Here is a 19,001-nt window from a genome sequence, read left to right on the forward strand (position 1 = left end):
GGGGTGACACCGAGCGCGGTCCCCTCAGACGCCCCCGCGCCCCCCCGGCGCGGGGGGGGGGGGGGGGGGCGGGGGGCCCCCCCCCCGCCGGGGGGGGGGGGGGGGGGGGGCGCCCCCCCCCCCCCCCCGCCCCAGGTCGGTTCGCCGACCTGACGGCGCCGCCGGACCGGGAGGCGGCCGGCGTGCGGCGTCGTCGCCGCGAATTCAGCGCAGCCGGTCCAGCACGGCCCGCAGCACGGGCGCGAACGCGTCGGGGGCGTCGGCGAAGCCCGTGTGGTCGCCGGGGAACAGGACGGGATCCAGCCCGAGCGCCAGCCCCAGGGCGCGGGAGGCGCGGTCGCACAACTGCCCGGCCGACTCCTCGCCGATGCCGATCACGAGACCGGGCGCCGAGCGCAGCCGGTCCAGGTCGGGCGCCCAGTGCGTGGTGGCGTGCAGCTCGTGGGCGAACCAGCGGCGCTCGTCGGCGACGTCCCGCGGGTCGCGCGGGCCGCCGAACATCATCTCCAGCGCGCCGTCGGGCACCGTGATGCCCGCCTGGCCCATGAACCCCGCCCAGGCGCCGACGACGTCGCCGCTCAGGTAGGCGGCGATGAGCTCGTCGGTCTGGCGGTGCAGCTTGTCGCGGTCCGGCAGGAGCTCGATCAGCGGCGGTTCGTGGGCGATGACGCCGCGCAGCTGCTCGGGACGGGCCTGCGCCAGGGCCAGCGCGGTGACGGCCCCGCCGCTGGAGCCGAGGACGACGGCCGGCCCGGCGTCCACGTGCGCCAGCAGGCGGGACAGGTCGTCGGCGCGCAGCCGCGGCGTGGAGTCCTGGGCGGGGTCGTCCAGCGGGCTGTGCCTGATGCCGCGCGGGTCGGTGGTCAGCACCGTGTGGTCGTCGGCGATCAGGTCGGCCAGCGCGGCGAAGGAGCCGGCGTCCATCGGCGCGCCGACGAGCGCGACGAGCGGGCCCTGGCCGCGTACCTCGAAGTGCAGGCGGGCGCCCGGGACGTCGAGCGTGGAGACGGTCGTGGTCATGATGTCCTCCTGGAAACGACGGCCCTGACGTGGGCCGCCGGATGGTCGGCCGCGGTCGTGACGACCGCGTCCAGCAGCGGTGGTGCGGCGACGGCCACGAGCAGCGCCAGGGCTGCCGGGATCACCAGTGCGAGGGGCAGCGACGCCGTCGTGGCGACGTACCCGATGAGGGCGGGGCCGGCGAGGCCGCCGCCGTAGCTGACGGTGGTGACCGCGGACAGGCCACGCGCGGACCCGCCCGCCGTTCCGAGCAGGCTGGCCACGACCGGCCAGACCACGGCCACGCCCGCGCCGGACAGCGCCCAACCGGCCATGGCGCAGCCCAGACGGGCGGCCTCCCCCGCGGGCAGCACGCCCGCGAGCAGGACGAGCCCGTAACCGGCGGTGGCGGTCACGCCGGCCAGCCGGATCGTGACGCGGACGCCGAGCCGCGTCCTGACGGCGTCGCCGGCGAAGCGGACGAGCGTCATCGCCACGAAGAAGACGGTGTAGACCAGCGACCCGGTGGCCGGGTCGGCGCCCAGGACGCGGGTCGCGTGCACCCCGGCCCAGTCGGTGGCGGCGCCCTCGGCGACGAACGCGGCGGCACCGATCACGCCCAGCATGGCCACCAGCCCCGGCCGCAGCCGGGCCGGCCCCCGCGACTGCGCCCCTCGCGCTGCACCCGCATCCCCGCCGGTGGCCCCGACAGCGCCCCCGACGGCGCCCCCGACGGCGCCCCCGACAGCGGTCCCGACAGCGGTCCCGACAGCGCCCCCGACAGCGGTCCCGACAGCGGCCCTGGTGGTGGCCATGGCGGCGCCCCCGACGGCGGCCATGGCGGCGGTCAGGACCGTCGCGCCCACGAGCATCAGCACCCGCACGTCGGCCCCCGCTCGCAGGGCCGCCGTGACGAGCGCGCCGCCCGCCACCGCGCCGAGCGTCCACGTGCCGTGCACCGTGGCCATGATCGGCCGCCCGAGCCCGCGCTCGACGGCCACCGCCTGGACGCTCAGGGCCACGTTCAGCAGACCGAAGAGCACCCCGAGCAGGGCGGCGGAGACCATCAGCGGCCCGGTGCCGGCCGCCAGGGCCGGGCCGGCCAGCGCGAGCGCCGCCGCCGGGGCGCAGACCCGCAGCAGCCCGCCCCCGGACCACCGGTCGCACAGCCGTCCGGCCACCGGCATGGCCACGAGGGCGCCGGCGGCCAGCACCATCAGCACCGCGCCGAGCCCGCCGGGCCCGAGCCCGAGGCGCGCGTCGGTGGCGGGCAGCGTGGCGGCCCACACCGCGTTCGTGACGCCCGTCAGCCCGTAGCACAGCGTGATCGTTCCTCGTCCGGCCATGTCCTGATCCTCGCGGTGGCGCGGCGCCCGGGTCCAACACCTGTTCGAACGCGATTCACGCGCCTGCTGTGTGAATCAGGTAGGAAGGTGGCATGCCGGACGACGTCGAGATCCGCCTGCTGCGCCACTACGTGGCCGTCGCCGAGGAGTTGCACTTCAGCAGGGCCGCCCAGCGCCTGTACGTGGCGCAGCAGGCGCTCAGCCGCGATGTCCGCAAGCTGGAGGACCGGGTGGGCCGCCGGCTCCTGGAGCGCACGACCCGCAAGGTCGCCCTCACCCCTGAGGGGCGCCTCCTGCTGACCCGGGCCCGGCAGATCCTCGCCCTGTACGACGCCACCATGCTGGACCTGCGCGGCCGGCCCAGGTCGCTGACGGTCGACGTCGTCGGCGCCGGTCTGACCCCTGCCCTGGTGCTGGCCGCGGCCCGCGCCCACGCGCCGGGGGTGGAGTTCTTCGCCCGCTTCCACAGCGGCACCGAGGCGGCGCCGGCCCTGCTCGCCGACGGCCGCCTCGACGTCACCTTCGGCCGCCGCCCCGAAGCGCCCGGCCCCGGAGCGTCCGGTCCTGGAGCGCCCGGCCCCGGAGCGTCCGGTCCTGGAGCGTCCGGCCCCGGAGCGTCCGGCCGTGTGCGGTGGCGGCCGGTGCGCCACGAGCGCATCGCGGTGCTGCTGCCCGAGCGTCACCCGCTGGCCCGGCTGCCCGCGATCCCCCTGGAGTCGTTGCGCGGCGCGAGCCCGTGCATCCGTGCCGGCGACCACGCCACGCCCGGCTGGGAGCACGCCGTCCTGCAGTTGCTGGCCCCCTTCGGCGTCGACGCCGCCCTGGCCCACCCGCACGTGCGCGGCGGCGACGAGCTGGCCCAGCACCTCCGAGACCGCGACGCGCCCATCCTCACGCTGACCACGCAGCCCGACATCCCCGGCGCGGTGCTGCGCCCGCTCGTGGACCCGGTCGCGATGTTCCCCTGGACGATGAGCTGGCGCGCCGACGACGACCATCCCGGCCTGCGCGCCCTCCACCGGGCCGTGGACGAGCTGGCCGGCGCCCACGACTGGCTCGACGTCCCGGACGGCGCCTGGTTCCCCGGACCCGAGGCCGGGCCAGGCCGTCAGAAGGCGTAGCGGATGCGGCAGTAGGGGAGCCTGGCGGCGATCAGGCCGGTCAGGGCGTCGACGTAGCGGCCCTTGTGGCCGTTGCGGTAGCGGACGTTCCAGCCGCCCGTCTCCGACCGTTTGGCCTGCTGCAGCTCAGGCCGCCACAGCACCTCCTCCGCCTTCGGGTGCCAGCCCAGGTTGACCTGGTGGAGCCGGTCGTTGTGGGTGAGGAAGATCACCTCGGCGGCGAGCTGGGCGCGGGCCTCGGGCGACAACGCGTCGTCGAGCCGCTCCAGCAGCTCGGCCCAGTCCGCCAGCCAGCCGTCCCGGACCACCACCGGGCTCAGGTTGACGTGGACCTCGTAGCCGGCCGCGACGAAGTCGGCGATCGCGTCGATGCGCTCGGCGACCGGCGAGGTACGGATGTCCAGGAGCTTGGAGTCGGCGGCGGGCATGAGGCTGAACCGCACGCGCGTACGCCCCCGCGGGTCCCAGCCGAGCAGGTCGCGGTTGACGTACTTGGTGGCGAAGCTGGCCTTGGCGTTGGGCAGGTCGCGGAAGAGCTCGACCAGGTCCCGGACGTTGTCGCAGATCGTGGCGTCGAGCGAGCAGTCGGAGTTCTCGCCGATGTCGTACACCCACAGACGGGGATCGACCTGGTCGGGCTGAGGCTTGACGCCCTGGCGGCCGGCGTGCCGCCGCAGGTAGCCGGTGATCTGGTCGATGTTGGCGAACACCGTGATCGGGTTGCTGTAACCCTTGCGGCGGGGCACGTAGCAGTAGGCGCACGCCATCGCGCAGCCGTTGGCCGTGGAGGGCGCGATGAAGTCGGCCGAGCGGTCGTTGGGCCGGGCCGTCAGCGACTTCTTGACGCCGAGCACGAGCGCCTCGGTCTTGATGCGCACCCAGCGGGCCACGTTCGCCTCGTCGCCGTACAGCTCGGGGATGCGGTGGTGGCTCTCGACCTCGACGATCTCGGCGCCGGGGAACCTGGCGAGGATCGCGCGCCCGCGCGGCAGCGCGGCGGCCGCGGGCTCGGCGTAGATCCGCCGGACGTCGAGGAGGCCGGTCACGGCCGCTCCGGCTGTTCCATGGGGCAAGAGTATGCGGTCCTGGACGCGAGTTGCCAGGTCAGCACGGGTGCGCCGCAGCTTCGGCAGTGCTCGCGCCGGTACACCCAGCGCTCGGAGGGGGCGTCCGGGTCGCTCACCACCTGACCGGCGTCCCGGCCGAGAGCGAGATACCTGACCGCCGTGTCCCACAACCGTCCGGCGGCCTCGGCGGAGACGCCGCGGGCGTTCGGATGCAGGCCGACGAGGAACAGCAGCTCGGCCCGCCACGCGTTCCCGATGCCCGACCACACCCGCTGGTCCAGCACGGCCGCGCCCACCGGCCCGCCGAACGCGGTCAGCCGGGCCACGGCCTGCTCCGGCACGGCGTCCGCGCGCAGCGGATCGGGACCGAGCGAGCCCCGCAACGCCGCCACCTGCCCGCTGGTCAGCGCCTCGCACCGCGAAGGCGCGATCAGGTCGTAGGCCACCTCGCCGGTCGCCAGCCGCAACCGCGTGCCGGGCCGCGGCGACGTCCCCGGATCGTCGTACCGCAGGAAGATGCCCCGCATGCCCAGGTGGACGTGCACGGTGGGCGCGTCCGCGAAGTGGTACAGCAGGTGCTTGCCGACCGCCTCCACCTCCGCCAGCACCCGCCCGTCCCACGGCCGCGCGTCGAACCGCCCCTGCGGCCCCGCGGCGAGCACCGTCCGCCCGGCCAGGTCCGCGTGCTGCCCGGCGGCGTGCCGGTGGATGAGATGTCCTTCGGGCATGCCCGGGGCCATACCCCGTGAGCTGCGCCGACGCGCCGCGAGCGGCCGGTCCACTGAGTGGACCGAACGTTGCCCGCCCACCTTGCGCGCCCACAGCATGGACGCAACGTAAGTGATCGCTCACCCGAAGCGACGAAACTTGGGCGATCATGCCGTTCCACGGAAGGACGAGCACGATGAACGACAGATCGGCGAGAGCCCTGTCCCGGGCCCTCATCGCGACGGTGGTGGCGGGGGCGGCGGTGACGGCGCCTGGTGCGGCCGCCGCGAGCAGCGTCCGGGCCGCGGCCGACCCGACGTGCGGGAGCTGGGTCTCCAGCATGGTCTTCCCCGGCCTGTCGGCCCGGGCCTGCATCTGGGGCACCGGCGCCTCCTGGAAGCAGGCCCAGACCGAGGTCTTCAACGGCACGGGCTTCGCGGTGGAGGTCGAGAGCCTGACCGCCACGCTCGACCCCCTTCCCGGCAACGCCAGGTGCACCGCCATCCACCTCCAGAACGGGCAGACCGCGTTCTGCGGCACCCGGAGCGTCCCCGACAACAACCCCTTCCAGTTCGACCGCGCCGTGGGGTCCGTCCAGGTCACCGACCTGGTCCACCGGGAACAGTTCGCCTTCTCCTCCCCCTTCGTCGGCTGAGCGGGAAAGGGTGGTGAAACCTTGACCGGTCCCGCGGAGGAGCCGGAGCAGGTCCGCCTGGTCCGCACCGCCGACCTGGCGGATCTGCGCTTCGGTTTTCCCGGCCTGTCGTTCAAGCGCCCGTCGGCCCGCCGGATCCTGGTCAGGACCGTGCCGGACCGCGAGGGGCTGATCGTCGTCACGTTCGCCGCGCAGCACATCGTGGAGCAGGCGTTCTTCGAATCGGCCGGGGCCGGGCTGCCCGATCCCGTCCCGGTGCAGCCCCATCCGGCGCCTCCCGTCGTCTCCCGGATCAGCGGGCGCAGCATGCTGGTCTTCGTCGTGGGGCCCGACGACGAGGTCCCGTACACCGCCGAGGGCCTGCTGGCGGCCATGAAACGGCTGCCGCTGCGCACGGTGGGCGACGAGGGCCCGGCCGACCCGCTGCGCGACCCGGCGGGGGATCCGCGGACCGCGATCGAGCTGCCGTACCGGCTGCTGCTGTCACCGCCCCCCGACGTGCGCTGGACGCACCGCACAACCCCGGCCGACGACGCGGACCGGGTGGAGCTGTGGCACACGCGGGTGCGTGACACGCGGGCCAGAGCCGTGTGGACCAGGGACTTCCCCGGCGACACGCCGGTCGATCCGCCGCCCGACCCGCTCACCACGTCGCTGACGCCCGCCGACCGGGCCGCGCTCGTCCACCTCACCAGCGACCGCGGGCTGTTCACCGAGCCGGGGCACCAGCCGTACGTGCCGGTGCCCGTCGAGGTCGGCCACCTGATCCTGTCCGCCCTGGGCGGCTGGCTCGACGCACTCGGCAGCTGGGACCCCCGCCCGTCGATCACCAACGTCAGCCAGTGGCGGCACCGCGCGGCCATGGGCCGCGACCACTACGTACGGGTGCTCTACTCGGGCTATCTGTGCCCCTTCGGGCACCGCGCGGACCTGGTGAAGGTGACCGAGCGGAAGTTCGACCCCGATCGCCCGGAACATCCCGCCTACCTGGCCCAGCGCATCTTCATCCTCTGCCGCGAACCGGTCAGGGACTTCCCGCCCGGCACGGTCCGCCGCGACGACGACGGCGAACGGCTCGACGCCCTGTTCCCGTTCCGGCGGGTCGAACTGCTGACCCTGGTCACCCCCGACCTCTCGCCGCCCGCCGACGTCCTGCCGGTGCGCGAAGGGCAGTACGCCTTCTTCCCCGCCGCCCGCGACCAGGATCCGTTCCTGTTCAAGGTGCGCGCGACCGACCTGGCCGGGCGGGAGACCGAGTTCAGCACCCCGCTGCTGTTCCTCACCGAGAACTTCAACAAGGGCGCCGACCTTGCGGCGGCGGCAGCGGCGTACAACGCCCTGGACCCCGGTCCGGCGGAGACCCCGCCGGACCGGCTGAGCGCCGCCCTGCGCGGCGCCCGGGTCGCCGTCGCGGCGCCCGCCGCGCCCGACGACACCACCGTCGAGGCCGCGACCCTCGTCTGGGGGGCCGCCCTGCCGACGGACCGCGACGACCAGTTCTTCCAGCGGATCCCCGGCTTCCTTCCGGTGCTGCGCTGGGCCTCGGCGGTGGTGCCGGCCGTGAGCAGGCTCACCGGCGCGCCCGGACCTCGCCTGGTCCGGTACGCCCAGCGCTACCGGCAGGCCGCATTCGACCGGACGCCCGACAGGCCCGGCGACCCCGTCAACCCCGGCGAGGTCTTCCTGGAGCTGGTCACCGGCACGTCCCCGCTGGTCATGGACTTCGACGACCAGCGGGACCGGGCCGGCGGCCTGGCCGCGCCCACGTTCACCGTCGCGGGCCTGTCCCGGCTGACCGGGCCGGTCAGCGCCGGCAGAACGCCCGCAGCCGACCCGCTCGCCGCGGCGGCCGACCCGCTCGGCACCGTCGCCGACGGCACCTTCCGGCCCTCGGACTTCTTCGACGCGATCGGCGCGAAGCTGTTCGGCGTCATTCCGCTGTCCGCCCTGGTCAAGGCGGCCGGCCTGGACGAGGAGCTGAAGGCGCCGCGGTTCGTCACGCAGACCGTCAACGCCGCCACCGCCTTCCTCAGCGACCTGCGCCGCGCCGAACGCCAGCTCACCGGCGTGGCCGCGCGCTTCCCGGCGGTGGCCGCCGCGGCCGGGCGGGTACGGACCACCGCGCTGACCCTCGCCGCCACCGTCGAGGCGTTCATCGCGGGCACGGCCGACCTCGGCCAGGTGGACGCGGCCTTCCGCGACTTCAGCGCCGCCCTCGACGCGCTCGGCACCGGCCTTCCCGCCGAGGTGGACCACGCCGTCGTCACGCTGCTCGGCCACCTGCGACAGGCCCTCGCCATCTGGGACGACGCCCCCGCCGGGGTGCTGCCGCTGCGGCAGGCGATCGAGACCGCCAAGGCCGGCCTGCGGCTGCCGGAGTCCGTCGCCGCCCGGCTGGAATGGACGCCCGACATCCAGCCCTGGTCGTTGCGGGAGGGCGAGCAGCCGGTCTTCGTCCCGCACGACGGCCACGGCGACCCGGCGCGCAAGGGCCGCTTCTCCGTGGTCGTCGACCTGCGCGCCGGGCTGCGGCCGGACACCCGCCCGGCCGCCGACGTGACCTGCACGCTGGAGGAGTTCGACCTGGTGCTGCTGCCGGGCGTGCTGGAGGCGATGCGGCTGGACTTCCGGCGGATCAGGTTCACCGTGCGAGCCGGTGAGAAGCCCGACGTCGAGGTGGCGTTCCGGAACGTCGAGTTCATCGGGGCGCTGTCGTTCGTCGAGACGCTGCGCCGGATCATCCCGCTCGACGGTTTCAGCGACCCGCCGACGCTCGACGTCTCCCCGCGCGGCGTGCTGGCGAGATACGGGATGCCGCTGCCGAACCTGGCGATTGGCGTCTTCAGCCTGGAGAACATCTCCCTGAACGCCTACCTGGACCTGCCGTTCGCGGGCACCCGGCCGCTGGAGATCGGGTTCGCGTTCTGCCGCAGGGACGCGCCGTTCCGGCTCACCGTCTCGCTGTTCGGCGGCGGCGGCTGGTTTGGGATCGTGTTGTCGCCCGACGGGGTCCGCGCGCTGGACGCCGGCCTGGAGTTCGGGGCCGCGGCGTCCGTCGACTTCGGGGTGGCCAGCGGCAGCGTGTCGGTGATGGCCGGGATCTACTTCCACCTCGACGCCGCGACCGGGCAGGCCGTCCTGTTCGGCTACTTCCGCGCCCGCGGCGAGGTGGACGTCCTCGGCCTGGTCTCCGCCTCGATCGAGCTCTACCTGGAGCTGGGGTACGAGGGCGGCGACGCGGTCGGCCGGGCGAGAATCACGATCACCATCGAGATCGGGTTCTTCGAGGAGTCCGTCGAGATCAGCTGCGAGAAGCGGTTCGGCGGCGCCCGGTCGCTGACGGCCGCCGCGGAGCTCGCCGAAGCCGTGGTCGTGGACGGCGGCCAGGCGGCCGGTTCCGCCGCGACCTTCGCCCAGATGATGGCGCCGTACCGGGATCCGGTCACCGGCGCGCGACGAGACCCGGTCGCCGAGTACTGCGGCGCCTTCGCGGAGGTGGCCTGACATGAGCGAACGGACCGGACAGAGTACGGGGGAGCACATGGGCACGTTCAAGGTTCTGTGGACGGCGTTGCCGGCCGGGCCGGCCGGGCCGGGCGAGGTGCGGCTGTCGGTCGCCGTCGGCCCCCGGCTGGAGGCGCCGCGCGGTCGGCTCGACGACGTCGGGGAGTTCACCGACTGGCCGAGGACGTTGCGCGAGACGGTGCTGCCGGCCCTGCGGATCGTGTGGGACGGGCACGCCGCCCCGGTCGTCCCGCGCCCCGACCCGCGCTCCCCGGCCCCCGACTCCGACCTGTGGGGGAGACTCTTCCCCGCCGCCTCGCCGGTGCGGTCGCGCTCCCTGGCCGCCGCGGGCGCACTCGGCACGGCGGTCGCGGCGGGCTCGCCGGGCGTGCGGGTGTTGCGGTCGTTCCCCGCGGCGCTGGTCCACGAGCGGATCGCCACGCTGTACGACCAGATCGGCCAAGCCGTGATCAGCGACCGCCTCACACCTCCGGGAAGCGGCGACGCCGCCCTCGGCCACCGCGGAGACGGCCGGCCGCGACGGCCCTGGCGTCAGCCGTACACCGGTCTGGTCCGCGAGCTCCCGGTGGTCGGCGAGATGAGCAGGTTCAGCGGCGACCCCCAGGCCGCCTACCGGGCCATCGACGGCATGATCGGCGGGGGCGTCCGCGCCGCCGCCGACCTCGGCCCCGCCACCCTCGACCGGACGAGCGCGGCCTACCGGGGGGACGAGACGAGGTTCGCGCTGGCCGAGGCCGTCCGGTTCTACGACCGGCCCAAACCTCCGGGCGACGGCGGCGGCCCGGCGGGCGCGCAGGCCGTCCAGCCCCGGCCGGACCCGCCCGAGGTGGAGTTCCACGGCGTCTGCGGCTTCCTGGCCGACTATCCGGAGCTGTGCCGTCGGCTCGGGCTCGTCCTCGACCTCGTGGTCCCCGTGCCTTCGGGGCTCGCCGCCGCCGGACGGCTCCGGGTGGCGTTCGAGGACGTGCCCCCGCCGTTCGACACCGACCGGCTGCGGCCGTGGACGCTCTTCGACTTCGCGCCGGAGGAGCGCTTCACCGCCGCGTCGCCGCCCGGGCACCCCGTCCAGGGTGGCTGGCTCGGCCTCGGCGGCGACGACTGGACGGTCACCGACGCCGACGTCGACGGCGCGGCCATCAAGGCGGCCGACTTCACCGCGCTGATCGAGCGCATGCACGGGCTGAGCGGGCCGAGCGGCCAGCCGAGCGCGCAGCACCTGGGCACCGGCACGACGGCGCTCCAGGGCGCCGGGCTCACCGTCTTCCACCGCGGACGGGACGCCTGGCTGGCCGCCCAGATCGGCGACGACGCCGCCCACCAGCGGGGATCGGACGACGCGGTGCCCGAACTGCACGCCGGGCACCTGGTCCGCGGGTTCCGCGTGGACGCCGGGGTCGTCGGCCCAGGCGGCGCGGTCACCGGCTGGCTCTCCCTGTGCCGCCGCCGGGGCTCCTACCTCATCCGCCGCGGCGGGCAGCCGCCGTACTGGATCGAGGGGATCGCCGACGACGAGGGCGCCGTCCGGGCGAGCGCCGTCACCCGCGACGCGACCAGGACCGACGAGCTGTACGTGCACCAGGCGCTGTTCGGCTGGGACGGCTGGAGCCTGGCCGCCCCGCTGCCCGGCCGCACGCTGGACAGGTTCGGCCGGCCGGTCGTCGCCGATCCGGAGGTGGACGCGAACTTCCCGCTCGACACCAAGTTCACGCCGGTGCCCGGCTCGCTGCCGGCGCTCCGGTACGGGCGCACCTACCGGCTGCGGGCCCGCGTCGTGGACCTGGCGGGCAACGCCCTGGACCCGGCGGCGCAGGCGCCCGCGTCCGCGCTGTCGCGGGCGATCACGTACTCGCGGTGGGAGCCGGTGCCGCCGCCCGTCATCGTCGAGCGCAAGCCGTTCAACGAGGGCGAGTCCAGCCAGTGCCTGGTCATCCGGAGCACCGTCACGGCCGCCGGACGGGACGTGCCCGCCTGGGAATGGGCCCTCGACCGCCAGAACGTCCCCGGCCACACCGACCACCCGCCCGCCGCCGACGGGCTGAGCCGCCGGTACGTCTACTACGACGAGCGGTTCGTCGCCCCGCCCAAGACGTCGCTGCAGATGGCCGAGCGGCACGGCCGGTTCGACGACGCCATCGGCGGCGACCGGCCGCAGGAGGTGCGCAGAAGGTTCTTCACGGCCGCCGCGCGCGAGTCCGGCACGTTCCTCGACACCGTGGTCAGCTACGCCGACGACCCGCGCCGCACCCGCGACCTGCTGTTCTTCGGCGAGATCGCGGTCGCCAAGCACGACGCCGCCGACCCCGAACCGGTCACCCAGCTGCCCGTGACGCGCGGCGCCGGGCTGAAGCGGGGCGAGTTCGTCGTGCACACCGCCTCCGAGCTGATCCTGCCGTACCTGCCCGACGTCCTGGCCAGGGGTGTCACGCTGTACGGCCTGCCGGGCGCGCCGCCCATCCACCCCGTCTCCTTCTACGACGGCTTCCACGACGTCTGGCCGGACGCGGCGCCGTTCACGCTGCGGATCGAGGAGGGGGACGGGCCGCCGCGATGGCAGGACATCCCGCGCCGGCTCACCGTCCACCTGCCCAAGGCCGAGATGGCGACCGTCCGGCTCAGCTGCCGGCTCACCGCGGCCGACCTCGCCCTCCTGCCCGTCTGGCAGCGCCTGCTCGTCTCGGACTTCTGGCGCGACCTGACCGACGCCGAACGGGAGCTGATCGCCGAGGAGACCGTCGCCGGGCTGAACTGGCTGCTCACCCCGTACACGGAGCTGCGCCTCGTGCACGCCGTCGAACGCCCGCTGTCGCCGCCCGCGCTCGCCGGGCTGGACTTCGATCGCGATCCCGAACAGACCTTCGCCGACCTGCGGGGCACACTGCGCGCGCACCCCCGCAGCACCGGGCACGTCGACATCGACGCCACCTGGACACGCTGGATCGACGACGTCACCGAACCGGCCCCCCGCCGGCTCAGGGAGCACGCCCACGTCGGCCGGGTGGAGCTGGAATACTCCGACCGCGACGAGGTGCGCCTGCCGCACTCGGCCACCCCGGTCCGCCACGACTTCGGCGACACGCTGCACCGCAACGTCGCCTACCGGCCGACCGCCACCACCCGGTTCCGTGAGTACTTCCACCCGTCGATCACCGCCGATCCCGGCCTCGTCACCAGCGCCGGCGAGCCGAGCGCCGGGCCGTCCGGGCGGGGCTGGCCGGTGCCCGCGAGCAGGCGGCCGGAGCCGCCGAAGCCGTCGTACCTGCTGCCCACCTTCCGGTGGAGCCGGCAGGAGGACCGCCGCGACCGGCGTTTCGTGTCGGTACGCGACGGGGCCGGCGTCCGGGTGCACCTGGACCGGCCGTGGTTCTCCTCCGGCGACGACGAGTTGCTGGCCGTCGTCCTCGACCCGCCCGGGGGCGACGCGCTGCCCGGCCGGCTGGCCACCCGTTGGGGCACCGATCCCGTCTGGTCGGACGCGACCGTGCTGCCCCCGCCCGCTCCCGGCAACTTCCCCGGACCCGTCACCGCCGTCGGGCTGCGGCTGGCCGAGTCGGGAGAGGGCCGCGAGCTGACCGGGGCGATCGTGGCGTACGAGCCGTCGTACGACGCGGCCAAGCGCCTGTGGTTCGCCGACGTGGACGTGGACCTGGGCGCGGCCGGGCGGGAGTCGGCCTGCTTCCCCTACCTGCGCCTGGCCCTGGCCCGCTACCAGCCGCACGCGCTGACGGGGCTGGAGCTGTCGCCGGTGGTGCAGGCCGAGTTCGCGCAGCTGGTGCCGCGCCGTACGTTGACGGTCGAGGAGGTGTCCGGCGGGGGGCTGCGCGTCGTCCTGGCCGGGCCCGCGGCCGCCACCGAGCTCGGCGCGCAGGCCGGTGCCGGGCTGCCCGGGGTCGCGGCGAGCCACCGCGTCACCGCGACCGTCCAGCGGCGGCCCTTCACCAGCGCGGAAGAGCTCGACTGGACGGACACGCCGATCACGGCCGAGCTGACCTGCGGCACGGCCCAGACCGGCTACGAGTGGTCGGCGGTGATCCCGCCGGCGGTGCTGGACATCGTCTGGCAGTACCGCCTCCTGGTGGAGGAACGCGAACGCTATCGCACCGACCCAGGCACGGCCGACGCGACAGTCGTCATCGACGCCGCCGGGGGTGGTGTGCAGGAGCGGATCCCGGTGGGCGAGCGGCTCGCGCACGCCGACAGCGTCCCGCTGCGCGCCCGGCTGGGGCGGCTGGTCATCGACTTCGACGCCTAGCCGGGCGGCCCGGCCGTGACCGGCGGCGACGGCCGCCGGTCGCGGCTCCCGAGGGCATGGCTCATGGCCTTGGGGCTCACCGGTCGGGTGGCGGCCCTTCCGGGGCGGCCAGCAGGCTCAGGGCGCGGCCCGCTCCCGGCACGCGGGCCAGGTTGGCGCTGATGCACGCCGCGGTCTCGCGTACGGCGTCGGCCAGCAAGGGCAACCGGTTCGTGCCGACCACCACGACGGCCGCCGCGGCGACCACCGCCCCCGTCGGCGCGCGCACGGGAGCGGCCACACATCCCAGGGGCGGCAGGGCCGCCTCGAAGTCGAACGCCACCCGCCGTTCGCGGGCGTCACCGATCCGCCGCGCCCATTCGGCCGGGGAATGCCCCTCCGGCAGGCTCCAGCCGGGTTCAGGACGGCGGCCCGACGCCGGGTTGCCCACCGCCAGCACGACCTCGGCGGCGCTTGCCCCCGGCAACACCAGGCCGGGACGCATGCGGAAGACCTCGTCCACGGCCGGGTCGCCGATCCCCGAGACGACGATGACGTCTTCGCCGTCCCTGACCGCGATGGTCACCGCGCATCCGGCGGCGGCCAGCCGCCGCAGCGGTCGCACGGCGGCCGTGCTCAGCACCTGGGCCGGTGACCACTGCTGACCCCAGCGGAACATGCGCGTGCCGATGCGGTAGCGGCCGCCGTCCTCGCGGTGGACCAGGCCGAGGTCGGTGAGCCGGCACAACAACCGGTGGGCGGTCGCCTTGGGCAGGCCGGTGGCCACCGCGAGCTGCGTCAGCCCGGCCTCCTCCACCCGCGCGAGCTCCTCCAGCACCGCGAACGCGCCGTGCAGCACCCCGCGTCCGGCGGCGGGCCCGGCTCGTCCGTCGTCCCCGTGGCCGCCGCCGATCTCTTCCGGGCAGAATTCCATCGCGCACCCCCCGGGTCGCACTGACCCACCCGTTCGTATCACCGGGACGGACGCGCTCCACAGATTCCCGACCGCTATAAGTGACTAACCAATCACTCAACGTGACGCGGCGAGGCGAGTGCACACTTCGGAGCGTGCGTCGCAAGGGGTGCGGACGGCTATAGGCGAGTTTCTCCGTCGATAGGGTGACGTGTCGCGATGACACGACTACTTATCGTGTGCGAGCGGTATCAGTCGTTCGGCCGGACGAGCACCGGCGACGGGCGCGAGCAGTTCGCGGAGACGCGCCCCTCGCCGGTCCTTTCCCGTGTGCCGCAGAGCCCCGCCTCCAGGAAGGGACTACATGCGCAGCAAAGTCGTCGCGGTCTTCCCGGGCAGCGTAGCCATGCCCTCCGCCGGGGTGCTGGCGCCCCTGGCCGCCCGTACGCCGGCCGTCCCGGAGCTCCTGCCGGAGATCGACGCCGTCGCCGCCGAGTACGGCTCGCCACCGCTCAGCGCCTACCTCCTCACCCCGGACGCCCCCCGCCCGCCCGGCCCCGAGAGCCACTACCTGGCCCTGATGGCGGTGTCGTTAGCCACCTTCGACACCCTCGTACGGGAGGGGCTCCAGCCGTACGCGCTGGTGGGCCACGGCCTCGGGGAGCTGTGGGCCCTGGTCGCCGCCGGGGTCCTGAGCGCGGGCGACGGCGCGCGCCTGGCCTGCGCACGCAGCCGCGCACTGACCGGCCTGGACTGGCCGGGCGCGATGATGTCCCTCGACGTCTCCGCCGTGCAGGCCCGGCACCTGGTCGCGCTGCTCGACCATCCCCATCTCGTGGTCGGCTGCGACGACACGCCGCGCCGGTGCGTACTGTCGGGGCCGCGCGAGCTGATGCCGCCGGCGGCCCGGATCGCCGGACACCTGGGCTGGACGGCCACCGCACTCCAGGTCCCGCACCCCGCCCACACGCCCGCGGTCGCCGCCGCGGCCGCCGACCTGAGAGGCCGCCTGCCCGGCGTCAGGACGGCCCCGGCGCGCTGGCCGGTGTTCTCGCCGACGCTGGGACGCCTGCTCACCCCCGACGACGACCCCGTCGCCGTCACCGCCGACGCCATGGTCGTCACCGTGCACTTCCACCAGGCCGTCAGGGGGCTGGCCGCCCGCGGTGCGGAGGTCTTCCTGGAGTGCGGGGCGGGCGAGGACGCGGTCGCGCTGGTCCGCGCCATCGTCCCCGCCGCCATCGCCGCCTCCCCGCTCGCCGTCGGCGGCCCCTGGCGGCCAGGCGAGCCATCCCGCTCCGCCGCCCTGAACACCCCCGGACCGGCGCCGAACGGCTCCGCGCCCACACCGGTTCCGGCCGCACATGGCGGCCCTGCCCTGCTCGTCGACCAGATCGAACCGTCGTGGCGCGACGAACCCGCAGAGCTCGGCGACGGCCCCGCAGAGCTCGGCCGGCGCGGCGAGGCGGTGGAACGTGTCGCGTTGCCGCAGGCCGGTGCCGGGCTCGTGCCCGCCCCGGGCCGTCCGGGGGACGCTGATCAGGAGACGGGCCGGTCGGGGGTGGCCGGTGTCGCGGGGCTCGGGCGGGTGGCGCGTCCGCGGCTCGCTCCTGCGCCGCCGCTCTTCCCGCCCGTCGACCGCATGTTGCCCCCGGCGACGTTGCTGCTGTGCGGCGGGGCCGACGTCCTGGCGTTGCGGGCGCTGACCGACGATCGCGACGACGTGGTGGTGGCCGACGCCGACACCATCGACTGGACCTGGCTGCCCCTGACGCCCCGGCACCTGCGGGTGGTCGTCCGTCCCGGCCCCGACGCCGGACCGGTGCACGAGGCGATGATCGCCACCGCGGCGCGCTTCCCGCACCTCCACAGCATCGCCGCCCTCGTCATGGACGCACTGCGCCAGGAGGTGGTGCCGCACCCGATCGCCGGCCTGTTCGCGGGGGCGATCCAGCCGCTGGCCGCCGAGCTGGCCGGTTGTGCCTGCGTCGCGGTCGCGACCGCGGACGTCGACCTGCCCGCCGCGCTCGACGTCCTGGCCGCCGAGCTGGAGGCGGCGCCCCCGCTGCTGGCCGCCTTCTACCAGGGCCCGCAACGGCTGCTGTACGAGCTCACCCCGGCCTTCGGCGAGCAGCCGTGGCAGGGGAACGGACGGTCGTGGCCCTCGGCGACCAACACGGCATGAACGCCCCGCCTCCCCGCCGCCGACATCGCGGGGAAGCGACTCCTGACGAGACCGCACCTTCCGTCGCCGCAACTCTTTGCGTACGCTGCATGACGGTAAGTAGCAGACAAGCATTCGTTCAGGAGGGGCATTGCGCAAGACAAGGCATGTCGCGGCGGTCGTCGCCGGGTCCGTCGCCCTGCTGTCGCTGGGGCTCACCACACCCGCGTCGGCTGCCACGGTCCTCGACTGCGACACCTTCGTCCACAACAACGACAACTATCTCGGCATCGCGATGTGCAGCAACCCGACGGGCCAGACCTGGCGGTTCCGGGCCGTGGTCACCTGCGGCTGGGCGCCCGACGTCGTCGGCGACTGGGTCGACCTCCCGCCGGGTCGTTCGGGCCAGTCCCAGGGCGTCTGCGGCCGGCTCGGCACGGGCGTCGGCGCCGTGGGCGTCGACGAGCGCCGTGTCTGAACCGGAAAGACGCGAACCGCCGGTGGGGAACTCTTGACCACGGCCGAGAACGCTCCACCGGCGAAGCTCCCCTCAGCCGCCGCCGACGTGCGGCCGTGAGGATCGGCCGATGCCCTCTCCGTGCGGCGTGCGGGCATCGGTCCGTTCCTCCAGGTGGCCGTCGAACGGCGGGGGTGACAGTCGTGACGCCGGCGCCTGTGCGGGACTACGACCGCGGTGCCCGCCGGCGAACCGGTCTTCTTCTCTTCGTTCCGGCCGCTCGTGACAAAGGCGGCGTATCCGGCCGCTGCCGGTGGTCGGTGTGGCGCGGTCGGATGACCGACGTGACGAGCTCGATCGGGGTCATGGGCCGGCGGGGGTCTCGGCGGTGGCGGTGAGGACCGCGCGGCCGAGGATGTGGCCCGCGATGGTGAAGCCCAGGTAGGCCGGAGTGGCCTCGGCCGGGACGCCGATGGCCTCGACGTCGAGGGCGTGCACCGCGACGAAGTAGCGGTGGGGGCCGTGCCCGGCCGGTGGGGCGGCGCCGATGTAGCGCGCCGCGCGGGCGTCGTTCGGCACCTGGTACGCGCCATCGGGCAGGCCCGACCCCGTGTCGTCGCCCGCGCCCTCGGGCAGTTCGGTGACGGTGGCGGGGATGTCGGCCACCGCCCAGTGCCAGAACCCGGAGCCGGTGGGCGCGTCCGGGTCGTACACGGTCACGGCGTAGCTCTTCGTTCCCTCGGGGGCGCCGCTCCAGGTCAGGTGAGGGGACACGTCCTTGCCGCCCGGGACGCCGCCGGACATCTGCTCGGCGGGCCACGGCGCGCCGTCGGTGAACGTGGTGCTGGTGACGGTGAAGGAGGGCACTTCGGGAAGACGGGCAAAGGGGTTGTTGACGCTCATCGCGTTCGTTCCTTCAGGGAGAGGCTGATCAGCCGGCCTGCCGGCCAGCGGCGCGGCAGGTGGCGACGATGGCGACGCCAAGGTCGCCATCCGGACATCATCGACGATAACACGAATAATCGATTATGTGGCGAATGGTCTATGCTGAGCCCATGACGCGGACGGCCGACACCTCGACCAAGCAGATGCTCTCGGAGCGGGTGCACGCGCTGCTCCGAGACGCGATCATGAGCGGCGCCTACGTCCCGAGCCAGGCGCTCAAGCCGCAGGAGCTCGCCCACCAGCACGACGTCAGCCTGGCGGTCGTCCGCGAGGCCCTGGTGCGGCTGGTCGGTGAGGGCATCGCGGTGCGTCTGCCCAATCGCGGCTTCGCGGTCCCCGACTTCTCCGACCGGCGCTGGCAGGAGATCGCCGAGGCGCGCCGTACCATCGAGCCGGTCATGCTGCGCCTGGCGATCGAGCGTGGCGACCTCGACTGGGAATCCCGGGTGCGCGCGGCCCACCACCGGCTCGTCCGCACCCCGGCGTACGTCCCTGAGGAGGGCGAGTACTACAGCGGCGCGTGGTCCGAGGCTCACCGCGTCTTCCACCGGACGCTGCTGGACGGATGCGGCAACCCCGTGCTGCTGGACACCTTCGACCGGCTCTGGACGGCCGGCGAACTGGCCCGCCGCTGGTCGGCCCAGCGCACCCCCGACCGCGACGGCGTGGCCGAGCACCGCCGGCTGGAGGAGGCGGCCCTGGCCCGGGACGCCGACACGGCCGCCGCCGTGCTGACCGACCATCTGGCTGCGACCGTCGCCGGCCTCACCTCCTCCGCCTAGGTCCTGTTTCATAAGGCGTTGAGCCACTGGTTGATCGCGGCGATGACGATGACGGCTTCGTAGCGGACTGCGAGTTTGTCGTAGCGGGTTG

13 protein-coding genes are annotated in these 19,001 nt (G+C 74.7%); 7 read left to right on the top strand and 6 right to left on the bottom strand.

What is annotated here, in order from left to right; all coding sequences use genetic code 11:
• Nucleotides 1–204: 204 nt before the first annotated feature.
• Nucleotides 205–1,020, bottom strand: a complete 816-nt coding sequence (locus ABZ444_RS49850) for an alpha/beta hydrolase (protein ID WP_358012034.1) — start codon at nt 1,018–1,020, stop codon at nt 205–207.
• Nucleotides 1,017–2,345, bottom strand: a complete 1,329-nt coding sequence (locus ABZ444_RS49855; protein WP_358012036.1) for an MFS transporter — start codon at nt 2,343–2,345, stop codon at nt 1,017–1,019. The genes ABZ444_RS49850 and ABZ444_RS49855 overlap by 4 nt, the downstream gene beginning before the upstream one ends.
• A 92-nt stretch (nt 2,346–2,437) precedes the next feature.
• Between ABZ444_RS49855 and ABZ444_RS49860 the strand changes: the two genes are divergently transcribed.
• The gene (locus ABZ444_RS49860) at nt 2,438–3,466 is read left to right on the top strand and encodes a LysR family transcriptional regulator (protein WP_358012039.1); all 1,029 of its coding nucleotides are present in this window, start codon (nt 2,438–2,440) and stop codon (nt 3,464–3,466) included.
• Here ABZ444_RS49860 and ABZ444_RS49865 read toward each other — a convergent pair.
• Both ABZ444_RS49865 and ABZ444_RS49870 read right to left on the bottom strand, forming a co-directional pair.
• On the bottom strand, nt 3,454–4,512 hold the full coding sequence (locus ABZ444_RS49865; protein WP_358012042.1) for a spore photoproduct lyase family protein: 1,059 nt from the start codon (nt 4,510–4,512) through the stop codon (nt 3,454–3,456). The two genes, ABZ444_RS49860 and ABZ444_RS49865, sit on opposite strands and share 13 nt — an antisense overlap.
• On the bottom strand, nt 4,509–5,261 hold the full coding sequence (locus ABZ444_RS49870) for a DNA-formamidopyrimidine glycosylase family protein (RefSeq protein ID WP_358012045.1): 753 nt from the start codon (nt 5,259–5,261) through the stop codon (nt 4,509–4,511). The genes ABZ444_RS49865 and ABZ444_RS49870 overlap by 4 nt, the downstream gene beginning before the upstream one ends.
• A 176-nt stretch (nt 5,262–5,437) precedes the next feature.
• Between ABZ444_RS49870 and ABZ444_RS49875 the strand changes: the two genes are divergently transcribed.
• From ABZ444_RS49875 to ABZ444_RS49885, 3 genes are read left to right on the top strand one after another with little or no spacing between them, the layout of a single operon-like run.
• The gene (locus tag ABZ444_RS49875; protein WP_358012047.1) at nt 5,438–5,896 is read left to right on the top strand and encodes a hypothetical protein; all 459 of its coding nucleotides are present in this window, start codon (nt 5,438–5,440) and stop codon (nt 5,894–5,896) included.
• Nucleotides 5,897–5,917: 21 nt separating this feature from the next.
• Complete coding sequence (locus ABZ444_RS49880) at nt 5,918–9,400, top strand: hypothetical protein (RefSeq protein ID WP_358012050.1); 3,483 nt, start codon at nt 5,918–5,920, stop codon at nt 9,398–9,400.
• A gap of 1 nt (nt 9,401) precedes the next feature.
• Nucleotides 9,402–13,670, top strand: coding sequence for a hypothetical protein (locus ABZ444_RS49885; RefSeq protein WP_358012052.1), 4,269 nt, complete (start codon nt 9,402–9,404; stop codon nt 13,668–13,670).
• Nucleotides 13,671–13,746: 76 nt separating this feature from the next.
• On the opposite strand, the gene ABZ444_RS49890 is transcribed toward ABZ444_RS49885, so the two are convergent.
• Nucleotides 13,747–14,583 (bottom strand): helix-turn-helix domain-containing protein, encoded by an 837-nt coding sequence (locus tag ABZ444_RS49890; protein WP_358012055.1) that lies wholly within the window; start codon nt 14,581–14,583, stop codon nt 13,747–13,749.
• Nucleotides 14,584–14,926: 343 nt separating this feature from the next.
• Between ABZ444_RS49890 and ABZ444_RS49895 the strand changes: the two genes are divergently transcribed.
• Nucleotides 14,927–16,747, top strand: a complete 1,821-nt coding sequence (locus tag ABZ444_RS49895) for an acyltransferase domain-containing protein (protein WP_358012058.1) — start codon at nt 14,927–14,929, stop codon at nt 16,745–16,747.
• A 130-nt stretch (nt 16,748–16,877) separates the two neighbouring features.
• Entirely contained in the window at nt 16,878–17,204 is a 327-nt protein-coding gene (locus tag ABZ444_RS49900) for a hypothetical protein (RefSeq protein ID WP_358012061.1), read from the top strand.
• A 342-nt stretch (nt 17,205–17,546) separates the two neighbouring features.
• On the opposite strand, the gene ABZ444_RS49905 is transcribed toward ABZ444_RS49900, so the two are convergent.
• Nucleotides 17,547–18,086 carry a YbhB/YbcL family Raf kinase inhibitor-like protein gene (locus ABZ444_RS49905; protein WP_358012063.1) on the bottom strand — a complete coding sequence of 180 codons (540 nt, stop codon included), beginning with the start codon at nt 18,084–18,086 and terminating at the stop codon, nt 17,547–17,549.
• A gap of 152 nt (nt 18,087–18,238) precedes the next feature.
• Between ABZ444_RS49905 and ABZ444_RS49910 the strand changes: the two genes are divergently transcribed.
• On the top strand, nt 18,239–18,910 hold the full coding sequence (locus ABZ444_RS49910) for a GntR family transcriptional regulator (protein WP_358012066.1): 672 nt from the start codon (nt 18,239–18,241) through the stop codon (nt 18,908–18,910).
• The last annotated feature ends 91 nt before the right edge of the window (nt 18,911–19,001 follow it).

This window comes from Nonomuraea sp. NPDC005730, from assembly GCF_040630865.1.
In the GTDB taxonomy this organism is placed as follows: domain Bacteria; phylum Actinomycetota; class Actinomycetes; order Streptosporangiales; family Streptosporangiaceae; genus Nonomuraea.

Coding starts and splice junctions, on each gene's coding strand:
- ABZ444_RS49850 (WP_358012034.1), bottom strand. CDS start 1,020: ATGACCACGACCGTCTCCACGCTCGACGTCCCGGGCGCCCGCCTGCAC.
- ABZ444_RS49855 (WP_358012036.1), bottom strand. CDS start 2,345: ATGGCCGGACGAGGAACGATCACGCTGTGCTACGGGCTGACGGGCGTC.
- ABZ444_RS49860 (WP_358012039.1), top strand. CDS start 2,438: ATGCCGGACGACGTCGAGATCCGCCTGCTGCGCCACTACGTGGCCGTC.
- ABZ444_RS49870 (WP_358012045.1), bottom strand. CDS start 5,261: ATGCCCGAAGGACATCTCATCCACCGGCACGCCGCCGGGCAGCACGCG.
- ABZ444_RS49875 (WP_358012047.1), top strand. CDS start 5,438: ATGAACGACAGATCGGCGAGAGCCCTGTCCCGGGCCCTCATCGCGACG.
- ABZ444_RS49885 (WP_358012052.1), top strand. CDS start 9,402: ATGAGCGAACGGACCGGACAGAGTACGGGGGAGCACATGGGCACGTTC.
- ABZ444_RS49890 (WP_358012055.1), bottom strand. CDS start 14,583: ATGGAATTCTGCCCGGAAGAGATCGGCGGCGGCCACGGGGACGACGGA.
- ABZ444_RS49895 (WP_358012058.1), top strand. CDS start 14,927: ATGCGCAGCAAAGTCGTCGCGGTCTTCCCGGGCAGCGTAGCCATGCCC.
- ABZ444_RS49905 (WP_358012063.1), bottom strand. CDS start 18,086: ATGAGCGTCAACAACCCCTTTGCCCGTCTTCCCGAAGTGCCCTCCTTC.
- ABZ444_RS49910 (WP_358012066.1), top strand. CDS start 18,239: ATGACGCGGACGGCCGACACCTCGACCAAGCAGATGCTCTCGGAGCGG.